Source organism: Streptomyces sp. NPDC093261 (genome assembly GCF_044753645.1).
GTDB lineage: Bacteria > Actinomycetota > Actinomycetes > Streptomycetales > Streptomycetaceae > Streptomyces.
Window position 1 is genome coordinate 44,988 of record NZ_JBIVNO010000013.1, and the last position, 14,742, is coordinate 59,729.

The window sequence follows — 14,742 nt, forward strand, 5'->3', positions numbered from 1 at the left end:
CGCCGCGGGGCGCGTCCTGGGTCCGTTACCGTGCCGCTCACCCCGCCGCCGCCAGCAGCGGGGTGGGGCCGAGGGCCGCCGAGAACTGGTCGACCACCTGGGCCAGCGCCTCCCCCGCGCCCGGGGCGACAGTCAGGGAGCCGTCCTCGCGCACGGTGATGTCCTTGTCCAGGGTGAACCAGCCCTGCACTATGTGCGCCGCGCCCATGGAGTTCAGGACGGGGCGCAGGGCGTAGTCGATGGCCAGTACATGCGCGGTGCTGCCGCCGGTGGCGAGCGGCAGCACGGTCTTGCCCGTGAGGGCGTACTGCGGAAGCAGATCCAGCAGCGCCTTGAGGACGCCGGAGTACGAGGCCTTGTAGACGGGGGTGCCGACGACGACCCCGTCGGCCCGGGCGAACAGCTCGGTGGCCTCGACGATGGCCGGGTGTCGGAAGTCGGCACCGAGCAGAGCCTCTGCGGGGATCGTACGGATGTCGAGCGGCACCACCTGATGCCCCTGTGCGATCAGGCGCTGGTCGAGGTGGCGCAGCAGGCTGTGGGTTCGGGAGGAGACGGAGGGACTGCCGGAGACGGACAGAACGGTGGCCACGTGGTCCTCTTTCGGGAGGGTGGGAGCGGTCGGGCGGGCGGTCAGAGGGCCGATCAGGCGTGCGCCGGGGCGGTGACGCTGTCGGCGCCGGTGCCGCTGTCGGCGCCGGTGTCGGTATCGGTGTCGGTGTCGCCGCCGCGGTCGCTGCCGGCCCTCCATTCCCGGACGAGGGGCAGCACGCGTCCACGATCGGCTACCGGCCGAAGTCACCGGCTGGTTCGGCGAGGACCTCGGCCCGGATCGCGCGCAGGGCGCGGATGCACCGCGGCTGCGGCTGCGGCAGGGCCCTGACGCGGTTGGGTGGTGGGCCACGACGCGACGGCGGCGCGACGAATCCGGGGACGGAGTGCGCGCACACGTCCGCACGGGCGCCGGGAGCGTCGTGGGTCACCTGCGCGTCAACGCGCGGACATGTGCCGGGAGAACGCGGCGGACCGGAGGGCGATCAGGCCGCAGTGCGACAGGAGGCGCTGGAGACACGCGCGAGGTCGACATGGCGTCGCCGCGTGAGGTCCAGTCGCATCGTCATGCCGTCGATCGTGGCAGCCGCCGACTCGGACAGTCAAGGAGCACCTTCACCCTGAACTCGCGGTCACGGGCCGGCATGGGTCACGACTGGCGTGCGCCTGCCGGTCGGGGAGTGTGATCGGTAGGAGGTGATCGTCCGTCAGCGGTGGCCCTCGCGCTGCGCCGAAAGTCCTTCAGGTCCAGGGAGACCCGGTGATCCGGACCTGCGATCCAGATCTGCGCCGACCACCGCGACACGACGGTGCACGCACTGATCGAGATGCTGACCCACACCCGGTCCGCGATGAAGCCGCGTTGGCGCATCGGCGGCCGGCGCAATCCGGAACGTCCCGTCCGTGTCCGGCGCGACCGGTGCGGCTCAAGGACGGCCTCTGCCATCCGGACACGAGCGATCCGCCCGGATGGGCCAACGGCTTCCGGGGAGAGGGCGTCCGTCTCCCCGGCTCCGTGCGGTCAGTCGTCGTCGCGCGCCGGGACCACCACGAGGAACGCGTCCGACTTCAGATCCATGACGACCTTCGCGGGCTCACCCTCGGCACGGCGCGCCGCCGCGTACTCCTCCGCCGGCCACGCTCCGCGCGGAGCACCCGCGGGAAACCGCTCCAACACCTTCGCGCCCATAGCGGCAGACACCTCCAGCGTCGACCGGCATCGACCGTCGACTCGAACCGGCAACTCTCGTACAATCCGCCTGCCCTCGATCCACGCCGACATGTCCGGCTTGTGAAAACCCGACGGCTCGTGGCCGCCGGGCCCCTGGAGCGGACCCGCCCCTGACCTGAGGACCTCGTGGTACTCCCCCCGGCGCATCCGGAAGGCCCCCGCGCGGGGAAGGGATCACCGAAGGACGTCGACGACGACGTCCGAGGAACGAGGATCGAGGAACGAGGATCGAGAACCCCAGATCGAGAACCCCAGATCGAGAACCCCAGATCGAGAACCCCAGATCGAGAACCGAGGATCGAGAACCGAGGATCGAGGACTGAGAACCGATGAACGGCGATGAGGCCGGACCGGGGCTGCGCTGCCTCGTCACCGGCGCCACGGGATACATCGGCGGCCGGCTCGTCCCGGAGCTGCTCGCCGCCGGGCACCGGGTCCGCTGTCTGGCCCGCTCCCCGGGCAAACTGCGCGACCACCCGTGGGCGGGCGAGGTCGAGGTGGCGCCCGGAGATGTCACCCGGGCGGAGTCGGTCGCCGCGGCCATGCGTGGCATCGACGTCGCGTACTACCTGGTGCACGCCCTCGGCACGGGGAGCGGCTTCGAGGACACGGACCGCACGGCTGCGCGGATCTTCGGGGAGCGGGCACGGGCCGCGGGCGTACGGCGCATCGTCTACCTCGGCGGTCTGACACCCGCGGGCGTCCCCGAGCGAGAGCTCTCCCCGCATCTGCGTTCGCGCTCCGAGGTGGGCCGCATCCTGCTGGACTCGGGGGTCCCGACCACCGTGCTGCGGGCCGCCGTGATCATCGGCTCGGGCTCGGCCTCCTTCGAGATGCTGCGCTATCTCACCGAGCGTCTGCCCGTGATGGTCACCCCTCGCTGGGTGCGCACCAGGATCCAGCCCATCGCGGTGCGGGACGTGCTGCGTCTTCTGGTGGGCAGCGCGCGCATGCCGGACGACGTCCACCGGGCCTTCGACATCGGAGGGCCGGACGTGCTGACGTACCGGGAGATGATGGCCCGGTACGCGGCGATCGCCGGTCTTCCACCTCGCGTCATCGTGCCCGTCCCGGTCCTCACCCCCGGCCTGTCCAGCCTCTGGGTCGGACTGGTGACGCCCGTGCCCGCGTCCATCGCCCGGCCGCTCACCGAGTCGCTGCGCCATGAGGTCGTCTGCCAAGAGCACGACATCGACCGCTATGTGCCCGCCCCGGCGGGGCATCCCATCGGGTTCGACGAGGCGGTCCGGCTGGCCCTGCAACGGGTCCGCGACGCACAGGTCACGACCCGCTGGTCGTCCGCGTCGCCACCCGGCGCACCGAGCGACCCGCTGCCCACCGATCCCGACTGGGCCGGTGGCAGCCTCTACACGGATCGCCGGGAGCTGACGGTCGACGCCTCCCTCGAGGCCCTGTGGCGGGTCGTCGAGGGCATCGGCGGGGACAACGGCTGGTACTCCTTTCCCCTCGCCTGGGCGGCACGGGGATGGCTGGACCGGCTGGTCGGTGGGGTGGGACTGCGCCGGGGGCGACGAGACGCCGAGCGACTGCGGGCCGGCGACTCACTGGACTTCTGGCGGGTCGAGGAGATCGAACCGGGGCATCTGCTGCGGCTGCGGGCCGAGATGCGGCTGCCGGGGCTGGCCTGGCTGGAGATGTGCACCGAGCGGGACGAGCAGGGCCGCACTCGGTACCGGCAGCGGGCCCTGTTCCATCCGCACGGGCTCCTCGGGCACGTCTACTGGTGGAGCGTCTCCCCCTTCCACGCCGTCGTCTTCGGCGGCATGGCCCGCAATATCGCGAAGGCCGCGGCCCGGGCCCCGGCGCTCGCCACCGAGGACGGCACCACTGTCCGCTGACGCCCGCATCCATCGGGCCCCCCGGACGGAAGCAGAGCACAGCCACATCCCCTTGCGTCCCCGGAGTGCGCGCCATGAACGTCTCGGTCGTCCTGTTCACCTCGGACCTGCGTCTGTACGACCATCCGCCGCTGCGGGCCGCCCTCGACGGCTCCCGGCAGGTGGTGCCCCTGTTCGTGCGGGACCGGGCCGTGGCCGCCGCCGGGTTCGCCGCGCCGAACCGGCTGGTGTTCCTCGCCGACTGCCTGCGGGACCTCGACGCGGGTCTACGGGCCCGGGGCGGCCGTCTTGTCGTCCGTTCGGGGGACGTCGTCGAGGAGGTGTGCCGGGTGGCAGCCGAGGCAGACGCCGACGAGGTGCGCATGGCGGCCGATGTCAGCGCCTACGCCCACCGGCGCGAGGCGCGGCTGCGGCGGGCCCTGGAGGCGGAGGGGCGGCGGCTGCACGTTCACGACACCGTGACCGCCGCCGTGCCGCCCGGCGAGGTGACCCCGGCCTCCTCGGACCACTTCGCCGTCTTCACGCCGTACTTCCGGCAGTGGTCCCGGCAGCGGTTGCGCGACACCCTGGGCGCGCCCCGCACGGTCCGGGTGCCGGACGCCGTCGGATCCGAGGAACTCCCCGTGCGGGCGGAGCTCGCGGAGGTCTCCCCGGGGCTCGCTCCGGGCGGCGAGAGCGAGGGCAGAAAGCGGCTCGCGGCCTGGCTGCGCGGCGGGGTGACGGCGTACGAGGAGCGCCACGACGACCTGGCGGGCGATGCCACGTCCCGTCTCTCGCCGCATCTGCACTTCGGCACGCTCTCCCCCGTCGAAGTCGTGCACCGGGCCCGGCGAGTCGGCGGCCCGGGCGCCGACGCCTTCGTACGGCAGCTGGCGTGGCGGGACTTCCACCGTCAGGTCCTGGCGGCGCGGCCGGAGGCGGCCACCTGCGACTACCGCACGAAGCACGACCGCTGGCGTTCGGAGCGGGCGGCCCGCGCGGACGTCGAGGCGTGGCGGGAGGGCCGGACCGGTTACCCGGTGATCGACGCGGCGATGCGCCAACTGCGGCACGAGGGGTGGATGCACAACCGCGCCCGGCTGCTGACGGCGAGCTTCCTCACCAAGACCCTCTACGTGGACTGGCGGGTCGGCGCCCGTCACTTCCTCCGGCTGCTGGTCGACGGCGACCTCGCCAACAACCAGCTGAACTGGCAGTGGATGGCCGGAACCGGCACCGACACCCGGCCGAACCGGGTCCTCAATCCGGTCGCCCAGGCCAGGCGCCACGACCCGGACGGGGCGTATGTACGCCGCTGGGTGCCCGAACTCGCCGGGCTCGACGCGCCTTTGGTGCACGAGCCGTGGAAACTGCGCGGCCCCGAACGCGCCGCCTACGACGCCTACCCGGACCCGATCGTCGACCTCGCCGAGGGCCTGGCCCGCTTCAGGCGGGCCCGCGGCTTCGAGTGACCGGCCCGGTACGGCGCGCGTTGGCCCACGGGCGGCGCGAACCCGGCGGCCAGTGCCGTGAGGGCGTCCCGCAGTCCGGACGGCCGGTGCAGGCCCTGCGTCCCGCGCCCCGCCCAACCGGGGCCGCCCAGCAGGACGGCCGTTTGCCGGCGCGCCCCCTTCACGCCCATGCCGTGACGGCCACATGACGGGCCGGCGGCGCTCGGTCACCAGGGTAGGGTCGCCCTCCGGACGCGCTCCCGGCCCCGAACGGGCCGCGCTCCGGCGGCATCTGGCGGTCTGCGGGGCCCCACGCCCAGGAAGCCGCCGAATCCCGCACCGGGCTTCCTTCGACCGGGTGACGGCATGGCCTTACGTTCCCGGGTGAGGGAAGGGGTGAGAGACGGGTCCGCCGCCCGGCACTCCGCGCGGGCGGGGACCCGGCGGTGGTTCGCACGGTCGCGCGTGACGCGGCTCGGACGGAGAGGGCAGTGGTGGAAGGGCAGGCGTCGGTATCCCCCAGGAGACGGCCATGGCTGCGGCGGGTCGGCGCGCCGGCCGGTGTGGACACGCCGTCTGTACCCCGGCGCGCGCTCACCCGGACCGGCCGGTCGTGGCCGGTGCTGTGGACGGCCTTGCGGCGCACACCGGTGGCGATGTGGCGGGACGATGTGTCGGACTGGGCCGCGGCTCTGACGTACTACGCCATCCTCGCCCTGCTGCCCACGTTCCTCATGACGTTCTCCGTGATCGGGGCGGTCAGCCCGCATCTCACGGACGCGCTGATCACGCGGGTCACGGCCTGGGCGCCGGCCGAGGCGGGGACGGCTCTGCACAGTACGCTGCGCCGCCTGGCCGGCGAGCGGTCCGCCGCGGTGACCGTGGCCGTCGGCGGCGGGGCGAGCGCGCTGTGGTCGGCCTCCAGCTATCTGGCGGTGTTCCGGCGGGCGCTGCACGACCAGCACGGTGTCGCGGACAACCGCCCCGCCCTGCGCAAGGCGCACCGGATCCTGCTCACGGCCGTCACACTGCTGCCCCTGCTGTTCGGCAGCGCGCTGCTGCTCGTCCTGAGCGGTCCGCTGGTGCGGGCGCTGGGGCGGTGGGCGGGCCTCGGCGAGGCGAGTGAGACCGTCTGGGTCCTGCTGCGCTGGCCCGCGCTGGTGGCCCTGGTGGCGCTGCTGGTGCTGGTCCTCTTCCGGACCGGGCCGCCGCAGGCCCGCACCCTGCGCCATGCGGTGCCGGGCGGGGTGCTCGCGGCGGCGCTGTGGCTGGCCGCCTCCGTGTGCTTCACGGCGTACGCCGACGGGCTCGGCGCCTACAGCAGGCTCTACGGGTCCCTGGCGGGTGTGGTCGTCTTCCTCGTGTGGCTGTGGATGTCCCATCTGTCGCTGCTGGCGGGGGCCCAGTTCACGGCCGAACTGACGCGTGCCGAGCGGGAGAGCCGACCCACCCGCATCTACACATAAAGAAAAAATAAGAGCACACTGGACGTACGCAGCCCTTCACCGCATACCGCACCAGGCGCGGTCATGCCTGCGAACCCGAAGGAGACGAGTGATGGCTCACGTCTCGCACACCAGAGGGGACATGACGACCCACCCCGACATCCACGAAATGCGGGCCCGCTACGCCCGTATGCTGGGCGGACGCGATGTGGCACTCATGGACGGACCGGTGTTCCTGCTCGGTCTGTACTGCGCCGCGTCCCCGTGGATACTCCACTACACGACGAGCCAGCCCCCGCTGGTGACGCACAACCTCATCATGGGGATCGCGATCGGTCTGCTGGCTCTGGGGTTCACCATCATGCCGGAGCGTATGTACGGCCTGAGCTGGGCCATGTGCGCGCTGGGCACCTGGATGATCATCTCGCCGTGGATCGTCGGCACGGCCCCGGACACCGGAGTCGTGGTCAACAACATCGTCATCGGCGCCCTGGCCGTGGTGCTGGGCATGCTGTGCGCGGGAGTGGTGATGAAGACCACTCCACGCCCGTAGCCGTTCCCGCGCGTCGTCGAGCACCGCGCACACGAGAGCACACCCGCGGGGCACACCCGTCCCGCACATCCGTGGGCCGGCCCGTGGCAGCGAACCGGCCCACGGGTTCCGCCTCGGGGACTACGCGCTCGCGGGTTCCGCCTCGGGGGCCGCGAGGTACTCCTCCACGATCTCCTTCGGCCCGAACGGCCAGACCTTCTCCAGCCGGGCCCACACCAGGAACGCCACGCAGCCGAGCGCCAGCCAGCCCAGGGACCACTCGATGGGGTGGCGGCCCGGCGAGTTCTTGTCCGCGTAGCCGTAGATGACCAGCCAGCCGACGAGAGCGACGAGGCTCGGCACGGGGTACAGCCACATCCGGTACGGGCGGCGCAGCCCGGGCTGCCGTCCGCGCAGCACCGTCACGGCCGCGATCTGCGCCAGCGCCTGGACGAGCACCATCACCGTGGTCAGCAACTGGATCAGGGTGGCCAGGTCCGTGTGACGGCCGATCAGAAAGCCGATCGCCGTGACCACCCCCATGGTGGCCAGGCCCAGCATGGGGAATCGGTGCCTGGGGTGCAGCGTGCCGTAGGGGCGGAAGAAGACCCGGTCGCGGGCAGCGTCGTACGGCACCCGGGAGCCGCCCAGCAGGCCCGTGAACACGGACGCGAACGCCGTGATCAGGATGAGGACCGTGACCGTGTCCGCCGCGCCCTTGCCCCAGGTCTTCTCCAGCACCGCCGATGCCACCGACGTGGAGGCGATGTCGTTCGGGTCGGTCATCCGGTGCCAGTCGACGACGCCGAGCGTGCCGATCTGGAGCAGCAGGTAGATGGCCATGATGCCGAGGATGGAGAAGATGATCGAGCGCGGCAGCGTACGGCCCGGGTCCTTGATCTCCGCGCCCATGTAGGCCGTGGTGTTGTATCCCAGGTAGTCGTAGATGCCGATGGTCAGGCCCCCCGCGAAGCCGAGCCAGAAGTGACCGCTGGTCAGCTCGAAGGCGTGCGCCGGGTAGGTGAAGGCCAGGTGGGGACTGAACTCCGAGGCCGCGGCGATGATCACCAGCAGCACGGAGGTGATCATGACGGCCCACATCACCGCCGTGATGCGGGCGATGTTCTCGATGCCCCGCCACAGCAGCAGGACCACCAGCGCGATGATGCCGAGCCCGGTCAGGTCACCGGCGGTCCGGCTCAGATGCGGCGTGAGATAGCCCAGGTACTGGACGAAGCCCACCACACCGGTGGACATGATCAGCGGGATGAACAGCATCGCGGTCCACACGAACAGGAACGGCATCAGCTTGCCCGTGCGGTACTGGAAGGCCTGGCGCAGATAGACGTAGCTGCCGCCGGAGCCGGGCATCGCCGCGCCCAGCTCGGCCCAGACGAGCCCGTCGGCGAGCGCCAGAAGTGCGCCCGCGACAAAGCCGACGACCGCCTGCGGGCCGCCGAAGGCGGCGACCATCAGCGGGATGGTGACGAACGGCCCGATGCCGCACATCTGGCTCATATTGATCGCGGTCGCCTGGAACAGGCCGACACGGCGGACGAAACCGCCCTCTGGTGGCGGGCTACCGGACACGGGACCTCCTGAAACGGGACTCGGGGAGAGGGATGTACGGACTGCGGGCCGGCCGCGCGGGGCGGCCCGCTGATCAAGGGCGGCGGGCATCCGGCCGGCGCTGGGCTCCCCTTGGCTCGCCCGGCGAGGCTGACTGGCCGATATAGTTAAGGAGTCTTACTAGACGCGTCAAGGGCGTGTCATGAATGCGTGAGAATGGTGCGATGCCCGCCAGCGACGCCGTAGAGCAACCGGACCAGCCCTGGAATCGCCGACGGCTGCGCAGCACCAACGAGCGGTTGCTTCTGGACCGGCTGCGCACCGCCGGGGCCGCATCGCGCGCCCAGCTCGCCCGGGAGACGGGCCTGTCCAAGCCGACGGTCTCCAGCGCGCTGGCCGCCCTGGAGGAGGCGGGACTCGTCCGCGAGGCCGGGACGCACACGCCCGAGCGCGGCCGGATGGCCGTGCTGTACGCGCCGGATCCGGCCGCCGGGTACGCGCTCGGCATCGATATCGGCCGAAGTTGGCTGCGGATCGCGGTCGCCGACCTAGCCGGCGAGGTGGTGGCCCGGTCGGACGTGCGCAACCGGGCCCGCACCTCGGGGGCGCTGGCCGACCTGGTCGTCGACACCGCCCGGCAGGTGATCGCCGGCTCCGGAACGCGGATCGAGGAAGTGGCGCACGCCGTGGTGGGGACGCCGGGCGTGTACGACGAGGAGCGGCGCCGCGTGCGGTACGCGATGCATCTGCCGGGCTGGGGCCGGGCCGGACTGTTCGACCGGATGCGCGAGGAACTGGGCATCCCCCTGGAGGTCCACAACGACGCGAACCTTGCGGCACTGGGCGAGTACACCTACGGCGTCGGCGGGGGCAGCCGGCTGTTCGCGTACATCCTGATCGGAACCGGCCTCGGCATGGGAGTCGTCAGCGAGGGGCGACTGTTCACCGGTGCGCGCGGCGGGGCCGGGGAGATCGGGTTCCTGCCGTGGCCGGGGCGGCAGAAGCCCCAGACGCTGGAGGACGCGGTGTCGGGCGTGGCCGTCGTCGAGTCGGCGCGGGCGTTCGGGATGACCGGACAGCTCACGGCCAAGGCGGTGTTCGACGCGGCCAGGCAGGGCCACCCCGCCGCGGCCCGGGCGGTGGAGCTGGAGGGCGAGCGCATCGCGCACACGGTGGCGGCCGCGGCGGCCGTGCTCGACCCCGACCTGGTGGTGCTCGGCGGCGGGGTGGGCCACAGCGTCGATCTGCTGCTGCGCCCCGTGCGCGAGACGCTGCGCGCCCTCACCCCGCTCCGCCCGAAGATCGTGCCGAGCCGGCTGGGCGAGGACGCGGTACTGCTCGGGGCGCTGGCCACCGCTCTGGGCACGGCACGGGACGTGGTGTTCGAGCGTCGGTCGACGGCGACCTGACCAACTTCCCCCTCCGCGACGGCGATTGACAGCGCGCACCCGGCGCCCTAGCGTGAGGCGGCGTTAGTAAAGTTTCCTAACTTTACGAAGAGGCTGGAGACCCCGTGTTCCACCGCCCCGCCACCGGAGACCGCCCCGCCACCGGAAGACGCCCGGCCGCTGGACAGCCCTCCACCGGGCACGGGCCGGCCCCGGTACTCCGTCCCGGCACCGGACGTCGTCCCGGCACCGCACGCCGTCTCGCCCCGGCCGTCGTCGTCCTGGCCCTGCTGGGCACCCTGACGACCGGTGCGTGGGCCGGGCCCCACACCGAGCGCTCCGCCGCCGCGCACCCCCGGGTCACCCGGATCCCCTCCACTCCCGGCAGCTCGACCGCGCTGTCCGGCTTCTCCATCCAGTCGGCGGCCAAGGTCACGGACCCCCCGGACGCCGTCTCCTCCCCCGGCTATCCGGCGAGCGGCTGGCACCCGGCCGACCCCCGCTCCACGGTCCTCGCCGCGCTGTTCGCGGACGGCGTGTACGCCGACCCGTTCTACTCGGCCAACCAGCAGAAGATCCCGAACGCCGACTTCCAGGTCCCCTGGTGGTACCGCTCGGACTTCACGGTCGCCGATCCGTCCGAGCGCACCTACCTGGACTTCAGCGGAGTGATCTCGGCCGCGGACGTGTATGTCAACGGGCGGCGGGTCGCCCAGGCCGCGGACGTGACGGGCGCGTACACGCACCATGAGCTGGAGGTGACCTCGCTGGTCCGGCGGGGCACCGACACCGTGGCCTTCCGCATCAGGCCCAACGACCCGGACAAGGACCTGACCATGGGCTGGATCGACTGGCTCCAGCCGCCACCCGACCGGAACATGGGCATCGTCCGCGATGTGCTGGTGCGCCGCGGCGGCCCGGTCGCGCTGCGCGACGCGCACGTGGTCACCCGGCTCGATGTGCCCTCGCTCGCCTCCGCGGACGTCACGGTCAAGGCACTGGCCCGCAACGACTCGGACGCCCCGGTCACCGCCCGGCTCTCGGGAACCGTCGGCACGGTCTCCTTCGCCCGGGACGTGCCGCTCGCCGCCCATGAGTCGAAGACGGTCACGTTCACCCCGGCCGACGTCCCCGGTCTGCATCTGACCTCACCGAAGGTGTGGTGGCCCGCCGGCATGGGCGGCCGGCCCCTGTACACGCTGGCCCTCACCGCGTCCGTCTCCGGCATCACCTCGGACACCGCCCACGAGACCTTCGGCGTCCGGGAGGTGAAGGCGCCGCTGAACTCCGACGGCGCACGGCAGTACAGCATCAACGGCCGCAGGCTGCTCATCAAGGGCGGCGGCTGGTCGCCGGACGAGTTCCTGCGCTGGGACCGCACCTATGTCGAGGACCGCCTCAAGTACGCCCTCGATCTGGGTCTCAACACCATCCGTCTCGAAGGGCACATCGAGCCCGACGAGTTCTTCGACCTCGCGGACCGGTACGGCATCCTCACGCTGCCCGGCTGGGAGTGCTGCGACAAGTGGGAGGGCAACGTCAACGGCGGCGAGCCGGGCGAGAAGTGGACCGCCGCCGACTATCCGGTCGCCAAGGCGTCGATGGCCGCCGAGGCCGCCCGGCTGCGCGACCACCCGAGCGTCGTCTCGTTCCTCATCGGCAGCGACTTCGCACCCGACGCCACCATCGAGAAGAACTACCTGGACGCTCTGAAGGCCGCCGACTGGCCCGACCCGGTGGTCGCGGCCGCCTCGGACAACTCCTCGCCCCGGCTTGGCGGTTCCGGCATGAAGATGACGGGACCCTATGACTGGGTCCCGCCGAACTACTGGTACGCAAAACGCGAGGGCGGCGCCACCGGCTTCAACTCCGAGACCAGCGCGGGCCCCGACATCCCGACCCTCGACACCCTGCGCCGCATGATGACCCCGGCGGAGCTGGACACCCTCTGGAAGGACGCGAGCGCCCAGCAGTACCACCGCTCGCCGTCCTCCACCTTCAGCACGCTCAAGCTCTACGACGACGCGCTCGCCGGACGGTACGGGCCGCCGACCGGTCTCACGGACTACGTACGCAAGGCGCAGCTCGCGCAGTACGAGAACGTACGGGCGCAGTACGAGGCGTACGAGCGCAACGCCACCGATGCCGCCAAGCCGTCCACGGGCGTGATCTACTGGATGTTCAACAGCGGCTGGACATCGCTGCACTGGCAGTTGACGGACCGTTACCTCGACCAGGGCGGCGCCTACTTCGGGGCGAAGAAGGCCGATGAGCCGCTGCATGTCCAGTACGCGTACGACAACCGCTCGGTCGTGGTGGTGAACCACCGGCACGCGTCCGTGTCCGGGCTGACCGCCCGGGTCACGCTGTTCACCCCGGACGGCACACAGAAGTACGACCGGACGGTGACCGGAGTGAGCGTCGCGGGGGACGGCGCGCACTCCACCGCGCTCACCCTGCCCTCGTCGGTGAGCGGCCTGACGACCACCTATCTGGCCCGGCTGTTGCTGACCGACTCGGCGGGCAAGGAGATCAGCCGCAATGTGTACTGGCTGTCCGCCAAGCCCGACACGCTCGACTGGGCCCACACCGACTGGTACTACACACCGACGACGAGCTACGCCGATCTGACGGGACTGGGCTCGATGGCGCAGGTGCCGGTCGCGGCCACGGCGTCCACGCGCACGACCGCGGACGGAACCTCGACCACGACGGTCACCCTGCGCAACGCGGGGACGGGCAGGACGCCCGCGCTGCTCACGGACGCACACCTGGTGGACTCGGCGGGCAGGCCCGTGCTGCCGGTCCGGTGGTCGGACAACGAGGTGAGCCTGTGGCCGGGCGAATCGGTGACGCTGACCGCCACCTGTCGGACGGCCGATCTGCACGGATCGGCGCCCGGCGTGCGCGTCTCGGGCTGGAACACGCCGGAGCACACCGTGCCGGCGGTGTGAGCCGGGAGCGGGAGGGGTGGGCCCGCGGGCCCACCCCTCTTCAGCGGGTCAGCTCACCGTGAGCGCCGTGTCGTCGATGACGAACGACGTCTGAAGGCTGGAGCCTTCGGTGCCGGTGAACTTGAGGGTCACGCTCTGCCCGGCGTAGCTCGCCAGGTTGAGGCTGCGCTGGGTGTAGCCGCTGCCGGCATCGAGATTGGAGTACGTCGCCAGGGTGCCCAGCACGGTCCCGGAACTGTTGAGGACCTGGACCTTCAGGGTGTCGTACGCCGTGCTGCGGGTGGTCTCCGCCGTGTCGATGTGCAGGTAGAAGCTGAGGGTGGCGGAGGTGCAGCCGGAGGGGATGGTCACCGACTGGGACAGGGTGTCGGTGTGCGCGGAGCCGTAGCCGTCCAGCCAGGCGTAGTACGAGCCCGTGCGGGGCGACTCGCTGCCGGAGTCGGTGATGACGCCGCTGCTGGCGCTCCAGGTGGTGGCGCCGGACTCGAAGCCGTTGTTGCCGAGGAGCTGGGCGGCGGTGCAGGAGCCGGTGCCTCCGCCACCTCCGCCACCTCCGCCACCGCTGCCGCCGCTCCCGCCCGCGAGCCATGCGGTCGCGTTGAGGGCCAGGGCCGCATTGGTGGCGCCGGAGTCGTTCCAGCCGTCGTAGAGCGTGTTGCCGGGCTGGCCGGTCCCGTCGTCGATCGGCGAGCTGTCACCCCAGAAGGCGACGCGGCCGCTGCCGAAGGTGCTGGTCAGGAAGAAGGCGCCGGTGTTGCCGGAGTAACCGCTGCGATAGACCAGGCCCTTGACGGAGGAGTTGTCGGAGGGCTTGAGCGTGGCCGTGGTGCCGTTGGCGATGAGGCTCTTGGTGACGGTGCCGAAGGAACCGTGCAGGACCGGGTCGGTGCTGTCGCTGATGGCGGCCGGGTAGCCGGAGGCGATGTTCAGCGAGTCGATGGAGAAGCCGAACGGGTCGGTGGAGTCGACGCTGTTGTTGGTCATCAGGTCGTTCAGGATCTTGACCGCGTCGGCGCCGTCGTTGTTGCGATCGGAGCCGGTGTGGTCGGAGATCATGAACAGTCCCCCGCCGTTCTTGACGAAGTTCATGATGGCCGTCTTCTCGGCCGTCGTGAACAGCGTGTTCGGCTCCGGCAGTACGAGCGTGTCGAAGTTCGACAGGTCGGTCGAGGACGAACCGCCGTAGCTGAGGCTGGAGCCCGACGGCAGCGTCTTCAGGCTGTAGTCGCCCGTCTTCTGCAGGGCGACGCCCCATGACGAGAGGGCGCCGGTCCAGTCCGTCTCGCCGGACGGGGAGGAGTCCTGGCCGAGGGGGTCGGGCTGGCTGGTGGAGATGATCCAGTCGGCGTTTCCGGCGGTCTCCGCGTGCGCGTTGTCGAACAGGACGCGGTGCGGGGTGGCGGCGTGGGCCGGCGTGGCGGCCGTGGCCGCCTGAAGGGCGGCGCCCGTGGCGAGCAGGCCGAAAACGGCGAGGGCCGTGGTCAGTCTGGGACGGGACCTGGTGGGTCGGAGCATCCGGCAGACCTCCGTGGGGAGTCGAGGGGAGTTGGGGGTTCGGGAACGAGCAGGGTGGAGTGCCGTGTCTTCGCGCGTAGAACCATGGCCGCGGTCTGCGCGCGTAGAAATCCTTTCTACGCCGCCCGCGCGACCGACTGTTGAACGGTACATGGCAACGTGGAGGCGGAACAGAAGATTGCCGCTCCGGCAGGGCGAGGATTGACCCGGCGTTGACCGGAGGTTGAACGTTGACCGGAGATGGAAACGGAACGGACTGTTGCCGCG

At 71.4% G+C, this 14,742-nt stretch carries 12 protein-coding genes; 6 read left to right on the plus strand and 6 right to left on the minus strand.

The features are described from left to right. Nucleotides 1-37 precede the first annotated feature (37 nt). The 4 genes from ssuE to ACIP94_RS25260 form a co-directional block, all read right to left on the minus strand. The gene (ssuE, locus tag ACIP94_RS25245; protein ID WP_402429840.1) at nucleotides 38-592 is read right to left on the minus strand and encodes an NADPH-dependent FMN reductase; all 555 of its coding nucleotides are present in this window, start codon (nucleotides 590-592) and stop codon (nucleotides 38-40) included. Between the two features lie 53 nt (nucleotides 593-645). Further along, nucleotides 646-771, minus strand: a complete 126-nt coding sequence (locus tag ACIP94_RS25250) for a hypothetical protein (RefSeq protein ID WP_402429843.1) — start codon at nucleotides 769-771, stop codon at nucleotides 646-648. Nucleotides 772-1,037: 266 nt separating this feature from the next. Continuing rightward, the gene (locus ACIP94_RS25255; RefSeq protein ID WP_351348119.1) at nucleotides 1,038-1,121 is read right to left on the minus strand and encodes a putative leader peptide; all 84 of its coding nucleotides are present in this window, start codon (nucleotides 1,119-1,121) and stop codon (nucleotides 1,038-1,040) included. A gap of 452 nt (nucleotides 1,122-1,573) precedes the next feature. After that, a complete protein-coding gene (locus ACIP94_RS25260; protein WP_402429846.1) occupies nucleotides 1,574-1,741 on the minus strand; it encodes a hypothetical protein in 168 nt (55 codons plus the stop codon). Between the two features lie 371 nt (nucleotides 1,742-2,112). Between ACIP94_RS25260 and ACIP94_RS25265 the strand changes: the two genes are divergently transcribed. From ACIP94_RS25265 to ACIP94_RS25280, 4 genes are all read left to right on the plus strand, one after another. Continuing rightward, the gene (locus ACIP94_RS25265; protein WP_402429849.1) at nucleotides 2,113-3,642 is read left to right on the plus strand and encodes an SDR family oxidoreductase; all 1,530 of its coding nucleotides are present in this window, start codon (nucleotides 2,113-2,115) and stop codon (nucleotides 3,640-3,642) included. 74 nt (nucleotides 3,643-3,716) lie between these two features. Continuing rightward, entirely contained in the window at nucleotides 3,717-5,093 is a 1,377-nt protein-coding gene (locus tag ACIP94_RS25270) for a cryptochrome/photolyase family protein (RefSeq protein WP_402429852.1), read from the plus strand. A 599-nt stretch (nucleotides 5,094-5,692) separates the two neighbouring features. Beyond that, entirely contained in the window at nucleotides 5,693-6,538 is an 846-nt protein-coding gene (locus ACIP94_RS25275; protein ID WP_402429855.1) for a YihY/virulence factor BrkB family protein, read from the plus strand. Nucleotides 6,539-6,629: 91 nt separating this feature from the next. After that, nucleotides 6,630-7,070, plus strand: a complete 441-nt coding sequence (locus ACIP94_RS25280; RefSeq protein WP_402429858.1) for an SPW repeat protein — start codon at nucleotides 6,630-6,632, stop codon at nucleotides 7,068-7,070. A 120-nt stretch (nucleotides 7,071-7,190) separates the two neighbouring features. Here the strand turns inward: ACIP94_RS25280 and ACIP94_RS25285 are convergent, their stop codons facing one another. After that, a complete protein-coding gene (locus tag ACIP94_RS25285; protein ID WP_402429861.1) occupies nucleotides 7,191-8,639 on the minus strand; it encodes an APC family permease in 1,449 nt (482 codons plus the stop codon). A gap of 203 nt (nucleotides 8,640-8,842) precedes the next feature. Here ACIP94_RS25285 and ACIP94_RS25290 point away from each other — a divergent pair, with 203 nt between their 5' ends. Both ACIP94_RS25290 and ACIP94_RS25295 read left to right on the plus strand, forming a co-directional pair. After that, nucleotides 8,843-10,027, plus strand: a complete 1,185-nt coding sequence (locus ACIP94_RS25290; protein ID WP_402429864.1) for an ROK family protein — start codon at nucleotides 8,843-8,845, stop codon at nucleotides 10,025-10,027. Between the two features lie 266 nt (nucleotides 10,028-10,293). Further along, nucleotides 10,294-12,960 (plus strand): glycosyl hydrolase 2 galactose-binding domain-containing protein, encoded by a 2,667-nt coding sequence (locus ACIP94_RS25295; protein WP_402430259.1) that lies wholly within the window; start codon nucleotides 10,294-10,296, stop codon nucleotides 12,958-12,960. Between the two features lie 48 nt (nucleotides 12,961-13,008). On the opposite strand, the gene ACIP94_RS25300 is transcribed toward ACIP94_RS25295, so the two are convergent. Next, nucleotides 13,009-14,475 carry a hydrolase gene (locus tag ACIP94_RS25300; protein ID WP_402429867.1) on the minus strand — a complete coding sequence of 489 codons (1,467 nt, stop codon included), beginning with the start codon at nucleotides 14,473-14,475 and terminating at the stop codon, nucleotides 13,009-13,011. Nucleotides 14,476-14,742: the final 267 nt, after the last annotated feature.

What these genes read in the sequence shown, in the direction of transcription:
- ACIP94_RS25260 (WP_402429846.1), bottom strand. Translation starts at nt 1,741, where the DNA reads ATGGGCGCGAAGGTGTTGGAGCGGTTTCCCGCGGGTGCTCCGCGCGGA.
- ACIP94_RS25265 (WP_402429849.1), top strand. Translation starts at nt 2,113, where the DNA reads ATGAACGGCGATGAGGCCGGACCGGGGCTGCGCTGCCTCGTCACCGGC.
- ACIP94_RS25255 (WP_351348119.1), bottom strand. Translation starts at nt 1,121, where the DNA reads ATGACGATGCGACTGGACCTCACGCGGCGACGCCATGTCGACCTCGCG.
- ACIP94_RS25300 (WP_402429867.1), bottom strand. Translation starts at nt 14,475, where the DNA reads ATGCTCCGACCCACCAGGTCCCGTCCCAGACTGACCACGGCCCTCGCC.
- ACIP94_RS25290 (WP_402429864.1), top strand. Translation starts at nt 8,843, where the DNA reads ATGCCCGCCAGCGACGCCGTAGAGCAACCGGACCAGCCCTGGAATCGC.
- ACIP94_RS25280 (WP_402429858.1), top strand. Translation starts at nt 6,630, where the DNA reads ATGGCTCACGTCTCGCACACCAGAGGGGACATGACGACCCACCCCGAC.
- ACIP94_RS25270 (WP_402429852.1), top strand. Translation starts at nt 3,717, where the DNA reads ATGAACGTCTCGGTCGTCCTGTTCACCTCGGACCTGCGTCTGTACGAC.